The 19,399-nt window shown below is 41.8% G+C and carries 14 protein-coding genes; 10 read left to right on the plus strand and 4 right to left on the minus strand.

Features of this window, described 5'->3' with window-relative positions:
- Positions 1-19: 19 nt before the first annotated feature.
- The 3 genes from KCG35_RS01265 to KCG35_RS01275 all read left to right on the plus strand — a co-directional run bounded on the left by KCG35_RS01265 (position 20) and on the right by KCG35_RS01275 (position 2,300).
- Complete coding sequence (locus tag KCG35_RS01265) at positions 20-733, plus strand: TetR/AcrR family transcriptional regulator (RefSeq protein ID WP_215817850.1); 714 nt, start codon at positions 20-22, stop codon at positions 731-733.
- A gap of 375 nt (positions 734-1,108) precedes the next feature.
- Entirely contained in the window at positions 1,109-1,858 is a 750-nt protein-coding gene (locus KCG35_RS01270; protein WP_215817851.1) for a TIGR00266 family protein, read from the plus strand.
- A gap of 145 nt (positions 1,859-2,003) precedes the next feature.
- Entirely contained in the window at positions 2,004-2,300 is a 297-nt protein-coding gene (locus KCG35_RS01275; protein ID WP_215817852.1) for a PA3694 family proteiin, read from the plus strand.
- 23 nt (positions 2,301-2,323) lie between these two features.
- Here KCG35_RS01275 and KCG35_RS01280 read toward each other — a convergent pair whose 3' ends face one another.
- Positions 2,324-3,223, minus strand: a complete 900-nt coding sequence (locus tag KCG35_RS01280) for an HDOD domain-containing protein (RefSeq protein ID WP_215817853.1) — start codon at positions 3,221-3,223, stop codon at positions 2,324-2,326.
- Positions 3,224-3,451: 228 nt separating this feature from the next.
- On the opposite strand from KCG35_RS01280, the gene ung reads away from it, so the two are divergent.
- Positions 3,452-4,162 (plus strand): uracil-DNA glycosylase, encoded by a 711-nt coding sequence (gene ung, locus KCG35_RS01285; protein ID WP_215817854.1) that lies wholly within the window; start codon positions 3,452-3,454, stop codon positions 4,160-4,162.
- Here the strand turns inward: ung and KCG35_RS01290 are convergent.
- A complete protein-coding gene (locus tag KCG35_RS01290; RefSeq protein WP_215817855.1) occupies positions 4,125-5,090 on the minus strand; it encodes an AraC family transcriptional regulator in 966 nt (321 codons plus the stop codon). The genes ung and KCG35_RS01290 overlap by 38 nt on opposite strands.
- A gap of 153 nt (positions 5,091-5,243) precedes the next feature.
- Here KCG35_RS01290 and KCG35_RS01295 point away from each other — a divergent pair, with 153 nt between their 5' ends.
- The 6 genes from KCG35_RS01295 (at position 5,244) to KCG35_RS01320 (ending at position 17,244) form a co-directional block, all read left to right on the plus strand.
- Complete coding sequence (locus KCG35_RS01295) at positions 5,244-6,740, plus strand: CoA-acylating methylmalonate-semialdehyde dehydrogenase (protein ID WP_215817856.1); 1,497 nt, start codon at positions 5,244-5,246, stop codon at positions 6,738-6,740.
- A 97-nt stretch (positions 6,741-6,837) separates the two neighbouring features.
- Positions 6,838-7,998 (plus strand): acyl-CoA dehydrogenase family protein, encoded by a 1,161-nt coding sequence (locus tag KCG35_RS01300; protein WP_215817857.1) that lies wholly within the window; start codon positions 6,838-6,840, stop codon positions 7,996-7,998.
- Positions 7,999-8,067: 69 nt separating this feature from the next.
- Positions 8,068-8,874, plus strand: a complete 807-nt coding sequence (locus KCG35_RS01305; RefSeq protein WP_215817858.1) for an enoyl-CoA hydratase — start codon at positions 8,068-8,070, stop codon at positions 8,872-8,874.
- Between the two features lie 146 nt (positions 8,875-9,020).
- Entirely contained in the window at positions 9,021-10,142 is a 1,122-nt protein-coding gene (locus tag KCG35_RS01310) for an enoyl-CoA hydratase/isomerase family protein (RefSeq protein WP_215817859.1), read from the plus strand.
- Positions 10,143-10,296: 154 nt separating this feature from the next.
- Complete coding sequence (gene mmsB / locus KCG35_RS01315; RefSeq protein WP_215817860.1) at positions 10,297-11,187, plus strand: 3-hydroxyisobutyrate dehydrogenase; 891 nt, start codon at positions 10,297-10,299, stop codon at positions 11,185-11,187.
- 225 nt (positions 11,188-11,412) lie between these two features.
- Positions 11,413-17,244 (plus strand): transporter substrate-binding domain-containing protein, encoded by a 5,832-nt coding sequence (locus KCG35_RS01320; protein WP_215817861.1) that lies wholly within the window; start codon positions 11,413-11,415, stop codon positions 17,242-17,244.
- Between the two features lie 60 nt (positions 17,245-17,304).
- On the opposite strand, the gene KCG35_RS01325 is transcribed toward KCG35_RS01320, so the two are convergent.
- Positions 17,305-18,138, minus strand: a complete 834-nt coding sequence (locus KCG35_RS01325; protein ID WP_215817862.1) for an HDOD domain-containing protein — start codon at positions 18,136-18,138, stop codon at positions 17,305-17,307.
- Positions 18,139-18,251: 113 nt separating this feature from the next.
- Positions 18,252-19,364 (minus strand): CAF17-like 4Fe-4S cluster assembly/insertion protein YgfZ, encoded by a 1,113-nt coding sequence (gene ygfZ / locus KCG35_RS01330; RefSeq protein WP_215817863.1) that lies wholly within the window; start codon positions 19,362-19,364, stop codon positions 18,252-18,254.
- Positions 19,365-19,399 lie beyond the last annotated feature (35 nt).

The raw sequence follows: 19,399 nt of genomic DNA on the forward strand, positions 1-19,399 counted from the left end.
CAAAACTGCAGTGGTTGAGATGAAAACAATGAGTTTATCTTCTAGGGAAACCCCTAGCACTATCGTCTATCAAGGACGGAAAACACGGAGAAATGGCAGCGAACAACGCCGTCGTTTAATTCTTGAAGCATCATTACGACTGGTTATTCGAGAAGGTGTCAGAGGAGTACGACATCGTGCGGTTGCTAAAGAAGCTGATGTCCCGCTTTCTGCAACCACCTATTATTTTAAGGATATAAATGACCTTATCGCAGATACCTTTACGTATTTTGTTGATGTTGGAGCAGAATCGATGCGCCGTTTTTGGAATGGTGCTGAAGAAGTTTTATTTGCCCAATTAAACAATGAGCCAAACTCAGGTGAGAACTTACGTGTTATTCAAATGCGTTTAGTTGACCTGGGTGTTCAATATTTGATGCAGCAAATTGAGCAACACCGTGACTATCTTTTAGCGGAGCAGGCTTTTCAGTTTGAGTCGCTAAGAGACGGGCGCTTGAGTCAGTTGGCTCGATTGCATCAGGAAAATATGTTGGTTGATTTAACGCGCTTTTTTAAAGCAATAAAAACATCCGACCCTGAAACAGATGCATACCTGACTTTAGCTGTTATTTTACGTTTAGAGTATGATGCATTATTGGGTTATCCTGAAACCATCACACAAGAACAGATTAAGCACAAACTTACTCGTCATTTACAGCTTATTTTACAACTACCAGATAAAACAGAAAGCTAGCTGTAAAAGCTGTTTTTAACTCAAGCGATACTGCAATGTAGTGTCGCTTTTTTTATGTTTGTTTCTATCTCTTTTAAAATAAAAACTATTTCGTTTCATTTTTTTCTATATAACTTACCAAATCTTCGTGCGCTATATTTTGTATAGACATTTTTTGTGGGCTTATTGATCACGCTTAAACAAAGTAAGTGTATTATATTAAACTCAAAAAAATGTTGTTAAGTAAGCTGCAATTATAGTTTTATCTCCTCCTCTATTTAATTTTCCTTTGGATGCTTCAAGTTAAATGTTTTTTTCTGTTCGTCATACTGTAGTAATATCAGGGATGATAATGAGCATTTCAGGGTAATGATTTCATATATAGAGGATAGCCAGATGCACTGTCACGAGGTTGATTACGAAATTATTGGCCATGATTTACAAATGGTGGAGATAGAGTTAGATCCTGGTGAAACGGTTATTGCAGAAGCCGGTGCCATGAATTACATGGAGCAGGACATTGAGTTTGAAACCAAGATGGGGGATGGCTCAAGTGCAAACCAAGGAATGATTGGTAAATTATTTGGGGCTGGTAAGCGGATGTTGACAGGTGAGTCACTGTTTATGACGCACTTTAGCAATCAAGGTGTTGAGAAACGGCGTGTGGCATTTGCTGCTCCGTATCCAGGGGCTATTATTCCTGTGGATATGAACTCAATTGGTGGGCGCTTATTGTGTCAAAAAGATGCTTTTTTAGCAGCCGCCTTAGGTACTAAGCTAAGTGTTGCATTTAATAAACGCTTGGGTGCAGGTTTTTTTGGTGGAGAAGGGTTTATTTTACAGCGCTTGGAAGGTGATGGTATGGCCTTTATTCACGCGGGTGGGGCAGTTATCCGTAAGGAACTCAACAATGAAACACTGCGTGTTGATACAGGCTGTTTAGCCGCTTTTTCTGAAGGTATTGACTATGACATTCAGTTAAGCGGTGGTTTAAAAAGTATGCTGTTTGGTGGGGAAGGCATTGTGTTAGCCACGTTATCTGGAACAGGCAGTGTGTGGTTACAAAGTTTACCTTTTTCTCGGTTAGCTGATCGTATTCTGGCGCATGCACCTGCTCGCGGTGGTAGCGATATGGGTGAAAGTTAATGTGCTAAAGATTAGTTATTAAATTTGTTATAAGTTAGTTTTTATTGGGTTTAGGGGATGCTTACAGTAATGATGTGAATTGTTCTGTAAGTATAATTATAAATAAACGTTGTAAAGAAAAAGCAGTATCGAGAGGTGGGTGTTTGTGAAAATAAATCATTCCTGGCAGTTAATAGGTGTAGCTCTTATAACCCTTATTATTACTATCGTAACTTTAGAAAAGAATGGTTATTTACGGCATTCATCTGAAGCAGATTCTATTTATTTGTCTGAGTTTAACTTGATCAAGCAGTTACCTGGAGAATCTGAGACCAAGCTATCTCATATTCCCGCAGATTATACAGCACAATGTGTACAAGGTGTGTTGTTATTACGCCATAAAAAACAAAAGGATAATGTGGGGGTTTTGGTTGATAAAAAACAGCGGGCCGTGCGTTGTTAGTTACACTTGAGAAAAATGAGGACTCAATATTTTCCAAATGCACTGCGGGGTGGAGGAATCAGAATGCCTTTTGCATTTCCACCCAGCATATCAACTAGTTGAGTGGTCTCTGCATAAATTGTTGCATAAATGCGCATGGGATCGGCATGGCGCCAGTATTGAAAAGGAGATTTTTGAAAACTTGCTAGAGAGGATAACTCTGGTGTAGGTTTAGTCCTTGGATTTTGATATAGAAATAGGTAGCGTGCAATCAGGGTATGATCAATCAGGTTATACTTTTTACTGGCAGAAAAAGCCCAGAAATCCTTAGTCTTAATGACATTGTTGAAAGAGTTCGGTAACTGCCAGGAATCAATCAACTTGGTACCAAGCACTCGGTTCAGCTGGTTACAAAGAACACGAACATTTTGAGGAACACTCACAACGTCTGGATAGTCATCTAACTGTGTAACTAAAAACAGACTACCTACATCTTGTAGTAATGAGCTGAGTAACGCTTTGTCTGTATCAATAGTACCTACATGTTTCGCTAGTATGGAGCTAAGGGCCGCAAAAACCAGGCTGTGCTGCCATATTTCACCTTGATATTTACGAGCCATATATGTCTGGCAAGTGAATAAATTTTTGAGCACATAGGTTAAAATGACATTGCTGGTGGCTTTAATACCAATGCGGACAATGGCTCCCTTTAAATCATAAGGAGGGAGTGGCTGTCGATAGAGAGGTGAGTCTGCCAGCTTTTCCAGGTGCTTACTAAGGCCTTTATCTTGCTCAATAAGTAAAACAATTTCATTTAAATGTACACTACTTTTGGCGGCTAACTGCCTAACCGTAAGGGTATGTGAGGGTAGTTGTGGAAAGTCAAAAGGTGAATCAATTAACTTTTCAGTTAAAGCTTGTTCAATAATATCCAGTGAAGCCATACAAACGTTACAGCCTTATTTGTTTTCAGCGAAGATAGTCATAGAAAAAGACGACAACTTACGCTGGCTTTCTTGTGTACTTCAGCCTTGAAACTTATTATTGAGTTTTCATTAAGTTAGTATTGGTAATGAAGCCTAAAGAACTTTCATCCTATTGAGTCCATTACTTCATTACTTTTTGATTATAAACGTATAATAGCAGCTTTGTTGATTCGGTAGAGGTGATTGATGACGGAAGTAAAACTGGAACCGTCCTGGAAGAAAGTACTAGGTGGAGAGTTTAACAAAGCGTATATGCAACAGCTTAAAGCCTTTTTAGTTGCGGAAAAGCAAGCAGGTAAAGTTCTTTTTCCAAAAGGCAGTGAATATTTTCAAGCGTTTTCGCTGACACCATTTGATGATGTCAAAGTCGTTATTTTGGGGCAAGATCCTTATCACGGCCCAGATCAAGCTCATGGACTATGCTTTTCTGTCAGACCCAAGGTAAAGATCCCACCCTCACTGATCAATATTTATAAAGAACTGAAGGAAGATCTAGGTGTTACTCCGCCTCAACATGGCTGTTTGGAAGGGTGGGCAAAGCAAGGTGTATTGTTGCTGAATAGCGTGTTAACGGTGGAGCAAGGACGGGCAGCTGCTCATCAGGGGCGCGGTTGGGAACAGTTTACTGACCATGCGATTAGTGCGCTTAACCAGTCTCGAGAAGGTATCGTGTTTATGCTCTGGGGAGCTTATGCTCAAAAGAAAGGAAGCTTTATTGATACATCCAAACATTTAGTGTTGAAATCCGTTCACCCATCCCCTTTATCTGCACATCGAGGCTTTTTAGGGGGTAGACATTTTTCTCAAGCCAATCAGTATTTGCAGCAACAAGGTAAGACACCGGTTGACTGGCAGTTACCTATTCATATGGAACAGATGGTTTACGCTCAGGCTTAGTTTGCTCTTGTTGAAGAGATTGTCGCTGTAAGTGGCGGTATTGGCTGGGGGCTATTCCTGTGAGCTTTTTAAACAGCCGGGAAAAGTAATAAACATCGTTAAAGCCAACATGTTGAGCTACAGCGGCAATGGGCTTGTCACTTACATCTAATAGGTAGCATGCTCGCTGAATTTTTAACTGATTGAAGTAGTGTAAGGGGGCGTATCCCGTTAAAGCTTTAAATTGTCGACTAAAGTGAGAGGGTGATAAATTAGCTTGTTGTGCTAGTTCTCTCAAGGTTAGGCCTTGGTGAATTTTACTTTCCATGTATAGCTGTAGTGTGGCGAGGTTGAACCCTGTAGAACTATTCGGCTTTGCTAGTAGAATGGGGAGGTAAGTGAGTAACTGTTGTAAAAGTTTAGTGCCATAGATATATCGTTGCCATTGTTGTCCACTATCCTGGATGCTTAAAAGCTGATCAAACTGTGCCAGTAAATAACTGGACAGGCCACAAGGCTTACAATATTGATGAAAGGTAGAGTGGGTGGATATCAGAGTGGATTGGAGATAGTCCATAAAAACGTCACTTTTTTTCCCTTCAAAGTGAACCCAGAAGATACTCCAAGGGTTCTTTTTATCGGCACCATATGCATGAGGAATACTTCGAGGTAATAGTAAAACATCACCAGTCCTCACTTGGACAATGTGTCGGTTAATGCTTAGCCAACCACAGCCTTGATGACAATAGATAAGTAGATGATCTACGGGTGAGGCTCTTTCCATTTGATGGCAGCTGGCTGAAGGGTAGTAACCATAACCTAATGGAAAACAATCTTCACTCAGGGGGTGAGTACTGAGCTGTTTAATGATGGCATCAGGAATGATCCATCGAATACTGGTTTGGTTGAGTGGCCAGTTTGAGGTTAAGGCATAGCTTACTATAGACACGGTAGTTAAAAAGTCCATTCACATAATAAAATCATCCATCCTTACTGTAACAATTGCATGATACAACTGACCATCTTTATCAGCGCTTTTTCAGGGTACTCTGTAGTCTCTGAGTATCAACACTAACAATAATTAATGAATAAAGGTGTTGTCATGCCTTCAGTTAACCTACCTCTTTTTATTAATAATGAACTGGTAGCCAGTCAGTCAGATCAGCTGATTCCTGTTATCAATCCTGCTACACAAGAAATTTTAACTCAGGCACCAGAAGCCACTGACGCTGAAATGGAGCAAGCGATTAATGCAGCACAAAGCGCCTTTTATCAGTGGCGGGATGTTCCTCCATCTGAGCGTGCTCGTTTGATGATGGTTTTTCAGCAACTTTTGAAGAGTCATCACGATGAACTTGCAGAGTTACTCAGTCAAGAAACAGGTAAAACATTTGCTGATGCAAAAGGTGATGTTTGGCGTGGTATCGAGGTTGTTGAGCAGGCCTGTAACATCCCTTCGTTGTTGATGGGGGAAACAGCTGAAAACGTTGCGGGTGGCATTGATACTTATAGTTATATTCAACCGCTTGGTGTATGTGCAGGTATTACACCCTTCAACTTTCCTGCGATGATTCCACTGTGGATGTTTCCGATGGCGATTGCTTGTGGTAATGCTTTTGTGCTCAAACCCTCTGAGCAAGACCCAATGACCCCAATGCGAATAGCAGAATTATTTGCCGAGGCTGGATTTCCACCTGGGTTACTACAAGTTGTCCATGGTCGTAAAGCACAGGTAGACCATTTATTACATCACCCGTTGATTAAAACCATTTCCTTTGTCGGGTCGGTGCCTGTTGCTCAGTATATTTATCGGACAGGAACCTCTCATTTAAAAAGGGTTCAAGCCTTTGCGGGCGCTAAAAATCATATGGTAGTGATGCCTGATGCTGATAAAGCCCAAGTGATCAGTAACTTGGTTGGATCTTCTGTGGGGGCGGCAGGTCAGCGTTGTATGGCTATCAGCGTGGCAGTGTTTGTGGGTGAGAGTGCGCGCTGGATTGAAGACCTGCAAAAAGAGATGGCAAAAGTGAAGCCAGGGATCTGGAATGATGAGTCCGCAGGATTTGGGCCACTTATATCACCCCAAGCAAAAGAGCGTGTATTAGGGCTGATTGCACAAGGAAAAAATGAGGGTGCACAGTGTCTGTTGGATGGTAGTGAGTGTCGTGTGACAGACTATCCTGATGGTAATTGGATTGGGCCTACTCTCTTTAGTGGTGTGAAACCAGATATGACCATTTACCGAGAAGAAATATTTGGCCCAGTTTTGCTTTGTATGCAGGTTAAATCTCTGGATGATGCTATTCAGCTTATTAACGAAAACCCGTATGGTAATGGCACATCAATTTTTACATCTTCAGGTTTATCTGCACGACACTTTCAGCATTATATTGAAGTAGGGCAGGTGGGTATTAATGTGCCTATTCCTGTGCCACTGCCGTTCTTTTCTTTTACAGGCTGGAAACAGTCATTTTATGGTGATCAACACGCTTATGGTAAACAAGCAGTACGCTTTTATACTGAGACAAAAACCATTACAGCACGCTGGTTTGACCCAGGGATGTCAGCGACACCTAATATGACGATTCAGATGCGTTAGTTAATTACTCGTTGTAATACATCCATTGTTAAGGGTATCTCTAAAAATCATTTTTTTTAGAGGTGCCCTTAAGCGTTATCAATTAAGGAGATACCCAATGGATTTTGAGTTGAACGAAGAACAACATGCATTCCAGCGAACAGCACAAGCTTTCGCTGAGGGAGAGTTTGCTCCTCATGCCGCAATGTGGGATGAGAAGCAGCATTTTCCTGTAGATGTCATTAAGCGAGCGGGTGAGCTTGGTTTTTGTGGCATTTACTGTACAGAAGAAGAAGGTGGATTGGGCCTGTCGCGACTAGATGCTTCTATTATTTTTGAGCAATTAGCCCAAGGATGCACATCTACAACGGCTTATCTCACCATACATAATATGGTGACATGGATGATAAGTCTTTATGGTCAGGAAGCTGTCCGTAAAGAGTGGTGCCCTTTTTTGGTGACAGGTGAAAAGCTTGGCTCCTATTGCTTGACTGAACCCAATGCAGGGTCTGATGCAGCATCACTGAAAACCACAGCCGTTAAAAAGGGTGATCACTATGTTATCAATGGTAGTAAAGTGTTTATTTCTGGTGCTGGTGCGACTGATGTCCTAGTGGTTATGGCGCGGACAGGGGGAGAAGGCGCGAAAGGTATTTCCAGCTTTTTGGTTCCTGCCGATAGCCAGGGAATTACCTATGGACGGAAAGAAAGCAAGATGGGGTGGAACAGCCAACCAACCCGCAGTATTACCTTTAGTGATGTCAATATTCCTGCTCAATACCTTCTTGGTGAAGAAGGGCAAGGCTTTAAAATTGCGATGCAAGGCTTGGATGGCGGACGTGTGAATATTGCTACCTGTTCAGTAGGTGTTGCACAAGCGGCATTAAGAGACGCACAGTGTTATATGCATGAGCGCACCCAGTTTGGTAAGTCTCTGGCTCAGTTTCAAGCCTTACAGTTCAAATTAGCTGATATGGCGACACGGCTTGTGGCATCACAGCAAATGGTTCGCTTAGCGGCCAGTCGTTTAGATAAAAAAGCGAAAGATGCCACGCTTTATTGTGCAATGGCGAAGCAGTTTGCTACTGATGAGTGCTTTGTTATTTGTAATGATGCCTTACAACTGCATGGTGGTTATGGTTATATTCGAGAATATCCTCTAGAACGATATGTTAGGGATGCTCGGGTTCATCAAATTTTAGAAGGCACCAATGAAATTATGCGTGTCATTATTTCACGTCGATTGTTGCATGATGATGTGCATAATTTATTTGGTTAGCCATTTTGGATATTTAGCAAACAGTTTTTGGCAGTTTTTATTTTGAGTAAAAGAGGTTGATGATCAGCAATGAAGTTAGCAAAACTATTGAGCTTGGTTGATTCTGACAAGCTTAAACTGGAACAGCATGAGCATACCTTACTCGTCAGATTGAGTAATCCTCCTGCGCATATTTGGGATCAGGAAAATCTGTCAGCACTACAGCGACTTATGCACGCTTTAAACAAAGTTGATTCTATTTATGCTGTTGTGATTACCGGAGAAGGAGAGAAATTTTTTTCTGCTGGTGCTGATTTAAAACTATTTGCCGATGGAAATACGGCAAGAGCCCAGGAAATGGCTAGTTTATTTGGCCGAGCATTTGAAACGCTGGCAAGTTATCGAGGAGTAACGATTGCTGCCATTAATGGCTATGCCATGGGCGGTGGGCTTGAGTGTACTTTAGCCTGTGATATTCGTATCGCAGAGGAGCATGCAGTGCTTGCGTTACCTGAGGCCAGTGTTGGTTTACTCCCTTGTGCAGGCGGCACCCAACGTTTGCCTTGGCTCGTCGGAGAAGGTTGGGCCAAGCGAATTATTTTATGTGGCGAGCGTCTTTCGGCTGAACAGGCATTGAAAATTGGCTTAGTTGAACAAGTTGTTAAACGCGGAGAGGTTGTTGCAACGGCGCTAAAACTTGCAGCCCAAGTTGCGCAGCAAAGTCCTTGCAGTGTTAAAGCCTGTAAGGAGCTTATTTCTGCAGCACAACATCAGCCATTTCATACTGTATTGCCTATGGAGCGTGAAGCCTTTTTAGAATTATTTGCCACAGCAGATCAAACAGAAGGAGTAAATGCCTTTTTAGAAAAGCGCCCAGCGGTCTGGCAAAACAAGTAAATAACTATCTACAGCGAGGTTGTTGCAAACGCTCAGGAGTTTTGCGACACCCTCCAGCAGTGGAGGGAATGCTATGAAAAATATCTGTGCTTCTCTCTATGATATTGCTGTGGGGAATTAAATAAGATTGTGAAGATGAGAATGATATGAGTGATGCCATTGTTGTGAGTTGTCTTCCTTGTGAGGGGGGGCTACAAATTGGAGTATTAACTCTTAACCGGCCGTCCAGTTTAAATGCTATTAATCAGTCAATGATCGACTGCCTCTATGAGCAGCTCCTGGCTTGGAAGCAAGATGAGCGTGTAGTTTGCATTATGCTTAAAGGTGAGGGAGATAAAGCTTTTTGTGCGGGTGGTGATGTACGACAGTTGTTTACGGCATTAAGGAAAGATGTTAAGGCTGGGCAGCAGGAAGCCGAACAATTTTTTTCTCATGAGTACCGCTTAGACTACTTAATTCATACTTATCCAAAACCGATTGTGGTATGGGGGCATGGTATTGTAATGGGCGGTGGTCTTGGTCTCATGGTCGGAGGGAGTCATCGTGTAGTGACGGAAACTACTCGGATGGCTATGCCAGAGATGGCGATTGGACTTTATCCTGATGTTGGTGGTTCTTGGTTTCTCAATAGAATGCCTGAAAAAACAGGTTTATTCTGTGGTTTAACAGGCTGTGCTTTGAATGCAGGCGATGCACTTTATGCTGGTTTAGCTGACCGATTTTTGCAGCACAGTATGCTACAAGAAGTATTGGATGCAATGCGCCTGTCAACCTGGCAAAAAGAGTCCGAAGCTAATCATGCTATTGTCAGTAAAATTCTGCGACGTTTTGCTAAAGCAGCAGAACCTTTAATACCAGAAAGTAATTTGCAACAGCATAAGCAACAGATTCAACGGCTAATGGATCATGATACGTTAGCTGAGATTTATCATGATTGGCTTCATTACGACACAACAGATCACTGGTTGGAAAAAGCAATAAAAGGCTTTTTGCAAGGATGTCCAACAACGGCCTATTTAGTGTGGGAACAAATTAAACGAGGACGACACTTGTCGTTATCAGAAGTTTTTCAGATGGAGCTAACACTATCGGTTCAGTGTTGTTTACATGGTGATTTGGTGGAGGGCGTTAGATCAAGACTAGTGGATAAAGATAATAATCCGAAGTGGCGTTATGCTTCAGTGTTGGATATACCAAAAGAATGGGTAGAGACACACTTTGAGTCTTTATGGCCAGCAGATCAACATCCCCTTTCATCTCTGGTTTAAATTGTAGTGTAAAAAAACAAATAATTAATTTAACCCATGACTATGAGTTAGCTGTTAGGACTTACGGCTCAAATTTTAAAAAATAAAAGTAAACTGCTTTATGGATATGAAGGGCAGCATTAACTCACTAATAAAAACAAGAGGAAAATAAAAAATGGATATTGGTTTTATTGGACTGGGGCAAATGGGCTGCCCAATGGCCAAAAACCTTTTAACAGCAGGCCATCGACTTCGTGTCTATGATTTAATTCCAAATGCGGTAGATATACTGGTTAAAGACGGTGCGGTGGCTGCTCACAGTGCGCATGCGGCTGTAGAAAATGCCGACGTTGTTATCAGTATGTTGCCAGCAGGCGAGCATGTAAAACAGCTGTATCTTGAGAACAAACTACTGGATAGTATTAATACTTCAACCTTAGTCATTGATTCCAGTACGATTGATCCAGATAGTGCGCGATTTGTTGCCGCTGAGGCGAAAAAGAAAGGTATCAAAATGCTTGATGCACCTGTTTCTGGAGGTACGGCAGGTGCACAAGCGGGTACACTCACCTTTATTGTTGGTGGAGATGCAGAAGCGGTGACCATAGCCAAACCCGTATTACAGGCTATGGGGAAAAATATTTTTCATGCGGGTGCCAGTGGTGCTGGCCAAGTCGCGAAAATATGCAATAACATGCTGCTTGCTATAACTATGGCAGGAACTGCGGAGGCATTGCAACTTGGTGTTGAGCAAGGGTTAGATCCACAAGTGTTAGCCGATATTATGAATAACAGTTCTGGTGGTAACTGGGTATTGCAACGTTATAACCCATATCCTGGGGTAATGCCTGAAGCTCCTGCCAGCCATGATTACCAAGGTGGATTTAGGGTTGAGTTAATGCTTAAAGATCTTGGTTTGGCTGAGCATATGGCACTATCACAGGCAAGCCGGACACCAATGGGAGCTTTGGCACGGAACCTTTACAGCATTCACGCTGCACAAGGCAGTCATGCTCATGACTTTTCTAGCATAATGCAGTTGTATCAACGACATATGGATGAGTAGCTTGGCTAACGTTAAGACACTAAGACTCCGAGGGGAAAGACCCTCGGGGCTTGGTTTGCGTAAATTTTCCTTTCAACAATTAACCAATGTTATTACTTTAACATTGGCTTAGCCTATTCTGTCAGTATAATGGCGTACATACCCGTTTTCTTGGGGGTAAAATTTCTTATGCTTTTTCCATAAAATCCAATTATAAAAATATTAGCTGTCAACAACGGTTACGCCATGAAGCGCCTATTTGCAATTTGGTTTTGTTTTATCTCGCTATGGACCTCCTATGTCTGGTCTGAAGAAGAGAATACTTCTTCAGCGTTACCACCTCCTGTTAAGCAAGTTATCGTTGCCTATGCCACGGGACAGGAACCCTTTCAGTTTAGTGATGATGAAGGAAAAGCAGCTGGGTTTTTAATTGATCTTTGGAGTGAGTGGAGTAAACAAACAGGCATTAAGGTCAAGTTTCTAGGTGCACCAGAGCAAGTTGCTGTAACCATGGTCAATCGCGGCCATGCGGATGTGTTGGCGGGGGTGTATCGTCGGGATGAATATAAAGGGCTTAAATACAGCACGGCATTGGCCAAAAGTGGCGTTTACTTTTTTTATCATAAAAGTTTATTGGATATAAAAAAGTTAGATGATTTAGCTGGGTTTAAAATCGGTGTGATTCGTGGGGAAGAGGCTGAACATTATATTGAGGAGCATGTTCCAAATGCGTCAGTGGTAACCTATAACAGTTATCGACAACTATTGGATGCAGCTACCCGTGGGGATATTAGGGTATTTGTGGGCGAAGGCCCTCTACTTCGATATTTGATGGCCGCACGAGGTGCATTGCAGGAATTTAATTACCAGTCTGAGCAGCCGCTATTTCAACGTACGCTTTATGCTGCCGTTAATAATAGACAGCCTACGCTGGATGAAGTTATTCGCAGTGGTATGCAAAAAATAAGTCTGGTTGACCGTAAACTGTTAGAAGGGAAATGGTTAGAGCAAACCCGAGCCTACTCCAGTGATGCATTGATTATTGCAATTGATTCCGACTTTCCTCCACTATCATTTATTAATTCCAAAGGCCGGCCAGCGGGATTTTTTGTCGATTTTTGGCGGCTTTGGTCTGAAAAAACAAAGAAGCAAGTGCGTTTCAGGGCCAGTGAGTGGCACGATACGTTGGAAGCTATTAAGGATGGTGAAGCGGACATTCACTCTGGTGTATCCGAAACGCCCATGCGTAAAGAATGGATGGACTTTTCGCAACCTTTCTATGAAATGAGTTCGGCATTATTTTATGCTACGGATTCTATTCCAGTACAAAGCTTTGATGATCTGACGGGATCTCGTATTGGTGTTGTGAAAGGAACATCTCAATATTTGTATGTGTTGGAAAATATCAGAGAATCTTATTTAACTGAATATGACAATAATGAAGAGTTAATACGCGCTCTGTTAGATGGAGAAATTCGTGCTTTTATAGCTGAGCCAATATCAATCAATATTTTATTGAACCGACTTGGGCTATTAGGTGAAGTTAAGCAGTGGGGGAAAAATTTATATAAAGAAAAATTTCATGCAGGAGTACTAACAGGGCGAAAAGACTTGCTGAAATTAATCAATAATGGACTTAGCTTAATTAATCACCAGGAACGAGTTGAGTTGGAATCGCGTTGGTTAGTTGACCCCAAGTTGCGGTATTTTTCTGATGAAGCGTCTCCCCTTGAATTATCGGAGGACGAAAAAGAATGGTTACACAATCATCCGGTGATTACATTTACAGGAGACCCTGGGTACCCCCCCTTTGAAACGGTAGATGAAAATGGTGAGTACCAAGGCGTAGCAGCTGACTATATCAAAATGCTCGAAAAACGCTTGGGCATTACATTTAACTATATTCCCTCAAAAAACTGGAGTGAGGCGATTGATAAGCTGCGCAATCGAGAAGTGGATTTACTTCCGGTTATTGCCTGGAATGAAGACCGTGCGAAGCGTTTTGCGTTTACACAACCTTATTGGGAAGTGCAAACGGTTATTATTGCCCGAAATACAGATGAAAGTATAAACAGTATTAAAGATTTATCTGCAAAAAAAGTGGCTACATTACCGGAGTTTGCCGCCACAGATTTTATAAAAAAACAGTACCCAGATATCAACTTTGTCAATGTCAAAGATTTTGCTGACGGCTTCAAGCAGGTGTCTCTAGGGCCCCTGGATGCCATGATTGTTAATATGGCGACGGCGAGTCATGAAATAGAACGTACCAAAATCACCAACTTACGCATTGCTGCAGAAGCGGGATATAACTATCGTTTTCGTATGGCGACCCATAAGCACTGGGATAAATTTAATACCATTTTGAATAAAGTGCTAAGTGGTGTGACTTCTCGAGAAAAAGACGAAATTAAACGAAACTGGATTTCCATTCAAACGCAACCTTGGCGGCCGAATAAAGAGTTTATTATTGGTGTTGTAATAACGCTGGCTATTATTTTATTAATTATCTATTGGAATTGGCGGCTGTCTCGAGAAATTGCTGAGCGGCAAAAAGCAGAAAAAGCGTTACGTATGCGAGCGCAGATGGATCGCTTGTTGAGCAATATTACCCGTCAGTTTATGGATCGTGATTTAGATGAGGCTGTAAATTATACATTACGTGTCGTTGGCGAGTTTATGGGCGCTGATCGAGGCTATGTATTAATTATTCGTGGACAACAGTCATTAATGACTCATGAGTGGTTTGCCACCGATCTATCTGGGTTTGTAGAATCTCAACGGCGTTTCTTAGTGGATCAATATCCTTTACTGGCCGATCGTGCTAAACAGGGTAGTACTTTACAAAGTAGTTTACGTACACTCGGGGCTGAAGATCATGAAATGAAGTCGCTGCTTAGCGAATTAAAGCTTAGATCGGTCATCCATGTGCCAATGCTTCTATCTGGGCGAGTTGTTGGGTGTTTAGCACAGGCCACAGTTATGAGTAATAAGCATTGGAATCATGATGAGGTTGCTTTATTACGTCGGGTGGGTGAGTTAATTGCGATTGGGCGAGCAAAGAAAGATGCTGAAGAAGCGCTTCGAGTGAGTGAAGAACGTTATCAATTAGCAATGGATGCAGCGACAGATGGTTTATGGGACTGGAATATTCCCGAAGAAACCATTTATTTAAGCCCTCGTTATGCACGCATGTTAGGCTTTGAGCCAGGAGAAATTGCTGGGACACCTGCTGCATGGGAAGCACTTATTCATCCAGATGATAAAGGAGATATGATTGACTTCCTGCGTAATATGCTGGCCTCCTGTAATGAGTCATTTGAGCGGGTTTATCGCTGCTATCGTAAAGATGGCAGTGTGTGTTATGTCAGAACCAAAGGTAAGGTTGTATTTAGGGATGAAGAAGGCAAGCCATTACGTGCAGTGGGTACGCATGTCGATATTAGTGAAGAGTTAAGTCGGCAACGAGAGTTATCTCTCGCTCATTTTTCGTTGGATAATTCTGCGGATGAAATTCAGTGGGTTAATCAACAGGGACTTTTGAGTTACGCAAACAGTGAAATATGTCGTTCATTAGGGTATTCATTATCAGAGCTTATTAATAAACCATTGTCTGAAATTGATCCTAATGTGGACCAGAAATCCTGGGGGCGGTTATGGAAATTATTAAAACGAGAAAAAGCGATTACCTTTGAGACTTTACGCAAGCGAAAAGATGGCTCTGATTACCCCGTCGAAGTGACAGCTAACTTGATGGAGTATGAAGGGGAAGGTTATGTATTTATGTCAGGTCGAAATATTACAGATCGCAAGCAGGCTGAAGATGACCTACATAAAGCGAAAGAAATTGCAGATCAGGCTAACCGAGCGAAAAGTGATTTTCTGGCCAATATGAGCCATGAAATACGCACACCAATGAATGCAATTATTGGTATGAGCCATTTGGCATTACAAACGGATTTATCTGAAAAGCAGTTTGATTATATAAGCAAAATTAAGTCTGCTTCACATGCATTACTAGGTATCATTAATGATATTCTTGACTTTTCAAAAATTGAAGCTGGAAGAATGGAAATGGAGTCCATTAGCTTTGATTTAGATGAAGTATTCGAAAATCTAAGCAATATTATGCTGGTGAAAGCGGAAGAAAAAAATATTGGGGTTAATTATCACATAGCAGATAACGTTCCACGACACTTGGAAGGGGACCCATTACGCCTAGGACAGATTCTGATAAATCTTACTCATAATGCCATTAAATTTACCAACAAAGGTGCTGTATCCGTTTATGTCAAGCTGGTGGATTGGGAGCAGGATCATGTTCAGTTGGAGTTTTTAGTTAAAGATACTGGAATAGGCATAAGCAGTGATCACCTGACTCATTTATTTGATTCTTTTTCTCAGGTCGATAGCTCTACTACACGTAAATTTGGTGGTACGGGATTAGGGCTGGCGATTTGTAAAAAGCTGGTCAATATGATGCAGGGTTCTATTTGGGTCAAGAGTGAATTAGGTAAAGGTAGTGAGTTTTATTTTACTGTTCGTCTGGGACAACAGCAGTTTAATAATAAGTTAGCGTTAATGAGTGATGAATTAAAGGACATGCGAGTCCTCGTAGTTGATGATAATAAAACCTCACAAACCGTATTGACTGATTTACTTCACTCCATTTCGATGCGAGCTGAGGTCGTGTCTAATGCCGAAGATGCCTATGAACGTCTTGCTGAGGCTAATAGCGAACCAGGAGATTGTTTTGAGCTGGTATTGATGGACTGGCGGATGCCTGATACAGATGGTATTGATGCATCGCATCATATCAAACAAATGCAACAGTTAGTGCATACTCCGGTGATTATTATGGTGACTGCCTATGGGCGTGAAGAGGTGATGCGCCAAGCACAAGAAACGGTCGATGCATTTTTGATTAAGCCTGTTAGCCCTTCAGTTTTGCTGGAAACTATCTTGCGCACATTTGGCAAAGGAAAGTTACAAGCACCGACTCGTCAGCGAACTTTAACAGCCGAGAGTGTCACCCTACAGCGTTCAGGCAATGTGTTATTAGTTGAAGATAATGATATTAATCAGCAAGTCGCCAAGGAATTATTAGAAGGAATGGGGCTAACGGTGACAATTGCGGGTAATGGTTTAGAAGCCATTAATGCGGTAAAACGGAAAGATTTTGACCTGGTATTTATGGATATTCAAATGCCAGAAATGGATGGTTACCAAGCCACGACTTATTTGCGCAATGATCCAGAGTATCAGCAATTACCCATTGTGGCGATGACAGCCCATGCGATGGCGGGTGATAAAGAACGTTGTATTGCCGCAGGAATGGATGATCATCTGCCAAAACCATTAGATCCTGATGCATTAGCTAAAATTGTGAGTTACTGGCTTGGTAGCCATCATAGCAGTGTTAAAGTGGAGGACAGCAAAGAGGCTGATGAAATTATTCTGCCTGAGTCACTGCCTGGTGTTGATATTAAAATAGGCCTATCTCGGTTGGTCAATAATCGTCGTTTATATCTTAAGTTATTGCATGATTTTATTCGGCAATTGAATGAAGCAGAAAGTGAAATCCAACCTGCATATGAAAATGGGGATTGGGAAACCATTTTGTATCAAGTGCATACCTTAAAAGGTGTGGCGGGAAATATTGGCGCAATTCAACTACAGCAAACTGCTCATGAGTTGGAAAAAGCATTACGTGAGGCGCCCGAGAGTTTGACCGATACCCATTGGGATAATTTTTCAGAAAGTGTCAAGCGACTTAAAGCTGGGTTAGTTGATTTGCCTCCATTACCGGAGCCTGAGATGTCTCAGGATGAAAAACCAGTAACATCATTATTATCTTTTAGTGAAATTCTGCACTGTTTGAAGGAGTTGCAGTTACAATTGGCATCAGGTGATATTGAGGTAATGGCCATGTTTCAGCGCAATCAACACGACTTCGCAACAGTGCTTACGCCCAACGAGTTAAGTCAACTGGAAGGATTTATTGATAGTTTTGATTTTGATGAAGCCGCTGAGTGGCTTAGTGAAAAATTGACTGTATTGGAAGAAGTCAGTCAATAAATAGGATTAAACGGCATTTGTTGTTTTTTGTTGAGCCATGTTTTTCTTTGTACTGGTTAATTATTGTAGAAGAGACATGGCTGCATCCATTTCTGCGGTCAAATCTTCTCCTTCTCCTTCTTCATCTACAGGATTTATACCCAGCTTTTCAAATGCTTTTATTTGGGTCCAGTCTAATTGGGTATAGGGGTGTCCTGTGCCTGCTAATGTTTGCAAGTTAGCAACCATGACAATATCAACATAATCAACTGAATTAGAGTCACGACCAAAATTAGTATACTGTGAAGGAACGACCGCAATATTTTCGGGGAAATCCCATGCCCTTAAAATACGTGTACCAAGTCTGGGATGAACTTTTTCAATAACCTGGCTTAAGCTAATACTGTCGGGTATTGTGCCTTTTTCTTCAACATAAGTCAGAATAGGAAGTACACCGATTTGATGCAGCAAGCCAGCTAATGTCGCCTGGTCTGGCATTAACCGCGTAAAGTGTTTACACAGGACATGACTGATGCCAGCAACTTCTGTGCTGTGTTGCCAAACACTGCGAAGTATTTTATCAACGACATCAGAGGTAGCCTGAAACATTTGCTCCATGGCTAAGCCTGTTGCTAAGTTGGCTGTATAAGTGATACCAAGTCTATTTACAGCCATCGTAATATTGTCTATTTCCCTTGATGCTCGCATCAAGGGTGAGTTGACAATTTTAATTATTCTTGCGGAGATAGCAGCATCATTACTGACAACTTTTGCCAGTGTTTGTACATCAACCTCTGGGTCTTCAGCTGTTTCTCGAATTTTTAAGGCAACCTCTGGCAGAGTCGGCATAAAAAGTTCTTCATTTTCAATTGCCTCTGTGAGTTCGGTTAAAATCTGCTCAGCAAGATTAGCCATGTTGCTCCCTTTAACGTGTTCAACAACAAGTCTGTATTCTTGAGCAATTTGTGGGTGATAACAGGCGGGTGACTCACCCGCAGTACTTTGTTGTCATTTGTATGGTTATAAGCTCAAGAACCTTCATTAGTTATAGTATAGGGTAGGCTAAGAAGGTGAACTTTTTTTGAGAAATCTTGGTCGAGGTACACACTGTTAGCATCAATAGCTTTTGTCATGAGAACTGCAAGTGCTTCAGTCGGTTGTGTGGCGTGATTTAAGCTGATGATTTCTCCAACAGAGCTGTTGTGGGTTGGTGAATACAATGACTGTCCAGCAAGAACAGCCGTATTTTTAGGAAGCGTTATTCGATACAGGCAGCTTTTTAATTTACCCAGGTATTGAGTACGTGCAACAACTTCTTGGCCTGTATAACAGCCTTTTTTAAAGTTAATGCCTTCTAAGTGCTGCAAGTTGAATTGTTGAGGTAAGTATTTTTCTTGGCATTGTTGATCAACCCAGGCTATTCCTTGGTTGACTAGGTATTCTTGCCAGTAGCCATAACCAGCAGGAGAGCAGTGTTTACTTAGTTTGGACCAGCAGTCTTCCGCCTGACTTTTAGGACAGCTGAGTAGATAACCTTGTTTGCCTGGGAGGGTTATTACTTGAAGTTGATTTTGAGTGGCTACTTGTAGCACATCACTTGGAGTAGGAAATCCTAGTTGAGTGAGTGTTGAGCTTGCTTCACTGCCAATTATGGCCAGTTGAACCCACTCATCACTACTGTCGCTGATAGTGCATTTATAAAAAACAGCATACTTACTTAAAGTTTGACTGAAGTTAGTAATGGCATTACGAGGTAAAAAAAACATGAAATTGTCATTAGGCTGCCATACCCAAAAGTTATTGAGCATACGGCCTTTGGGGGTACAATAAGCACCTAGCTTAGCATTTGAATTATTAACGTGGTTAATATCGCAAGTGAGCTGACCCTGAAGCAGTTTGCTACTGCCTTCCCCTGATACTTGAACTATACCCATTGGGCTTAAGTCAACAAGAGCGGGTTGTGATGAGTGGGGCGGCTTTGAAAAAGCAACTACCTGCTCACCATTAAACTGTGCACCTTGAGCTTCTAAAAATTCAGGCCATGATGTACTCATGCGTGTTTCCAGATTCCAATTACCAAATTTACTTGCAAGAATAGAAATAAGTAACCGACAATACAGCAGCTTGGCAATTTTGTGCAAGATGGTTCCTCCATTGCATTAGGCATTGTGAGGCA

The sequence above is a fragment of the Zooshikella harenae genome (assembly GCF_018837975.1).
Classification (GTDB): Bacteria; Pseudomonadota; Gammaproteobacteria; order Pseudomonadales; family Zooshikellaceae; genus Zooshikella; species Zooshikella harenae.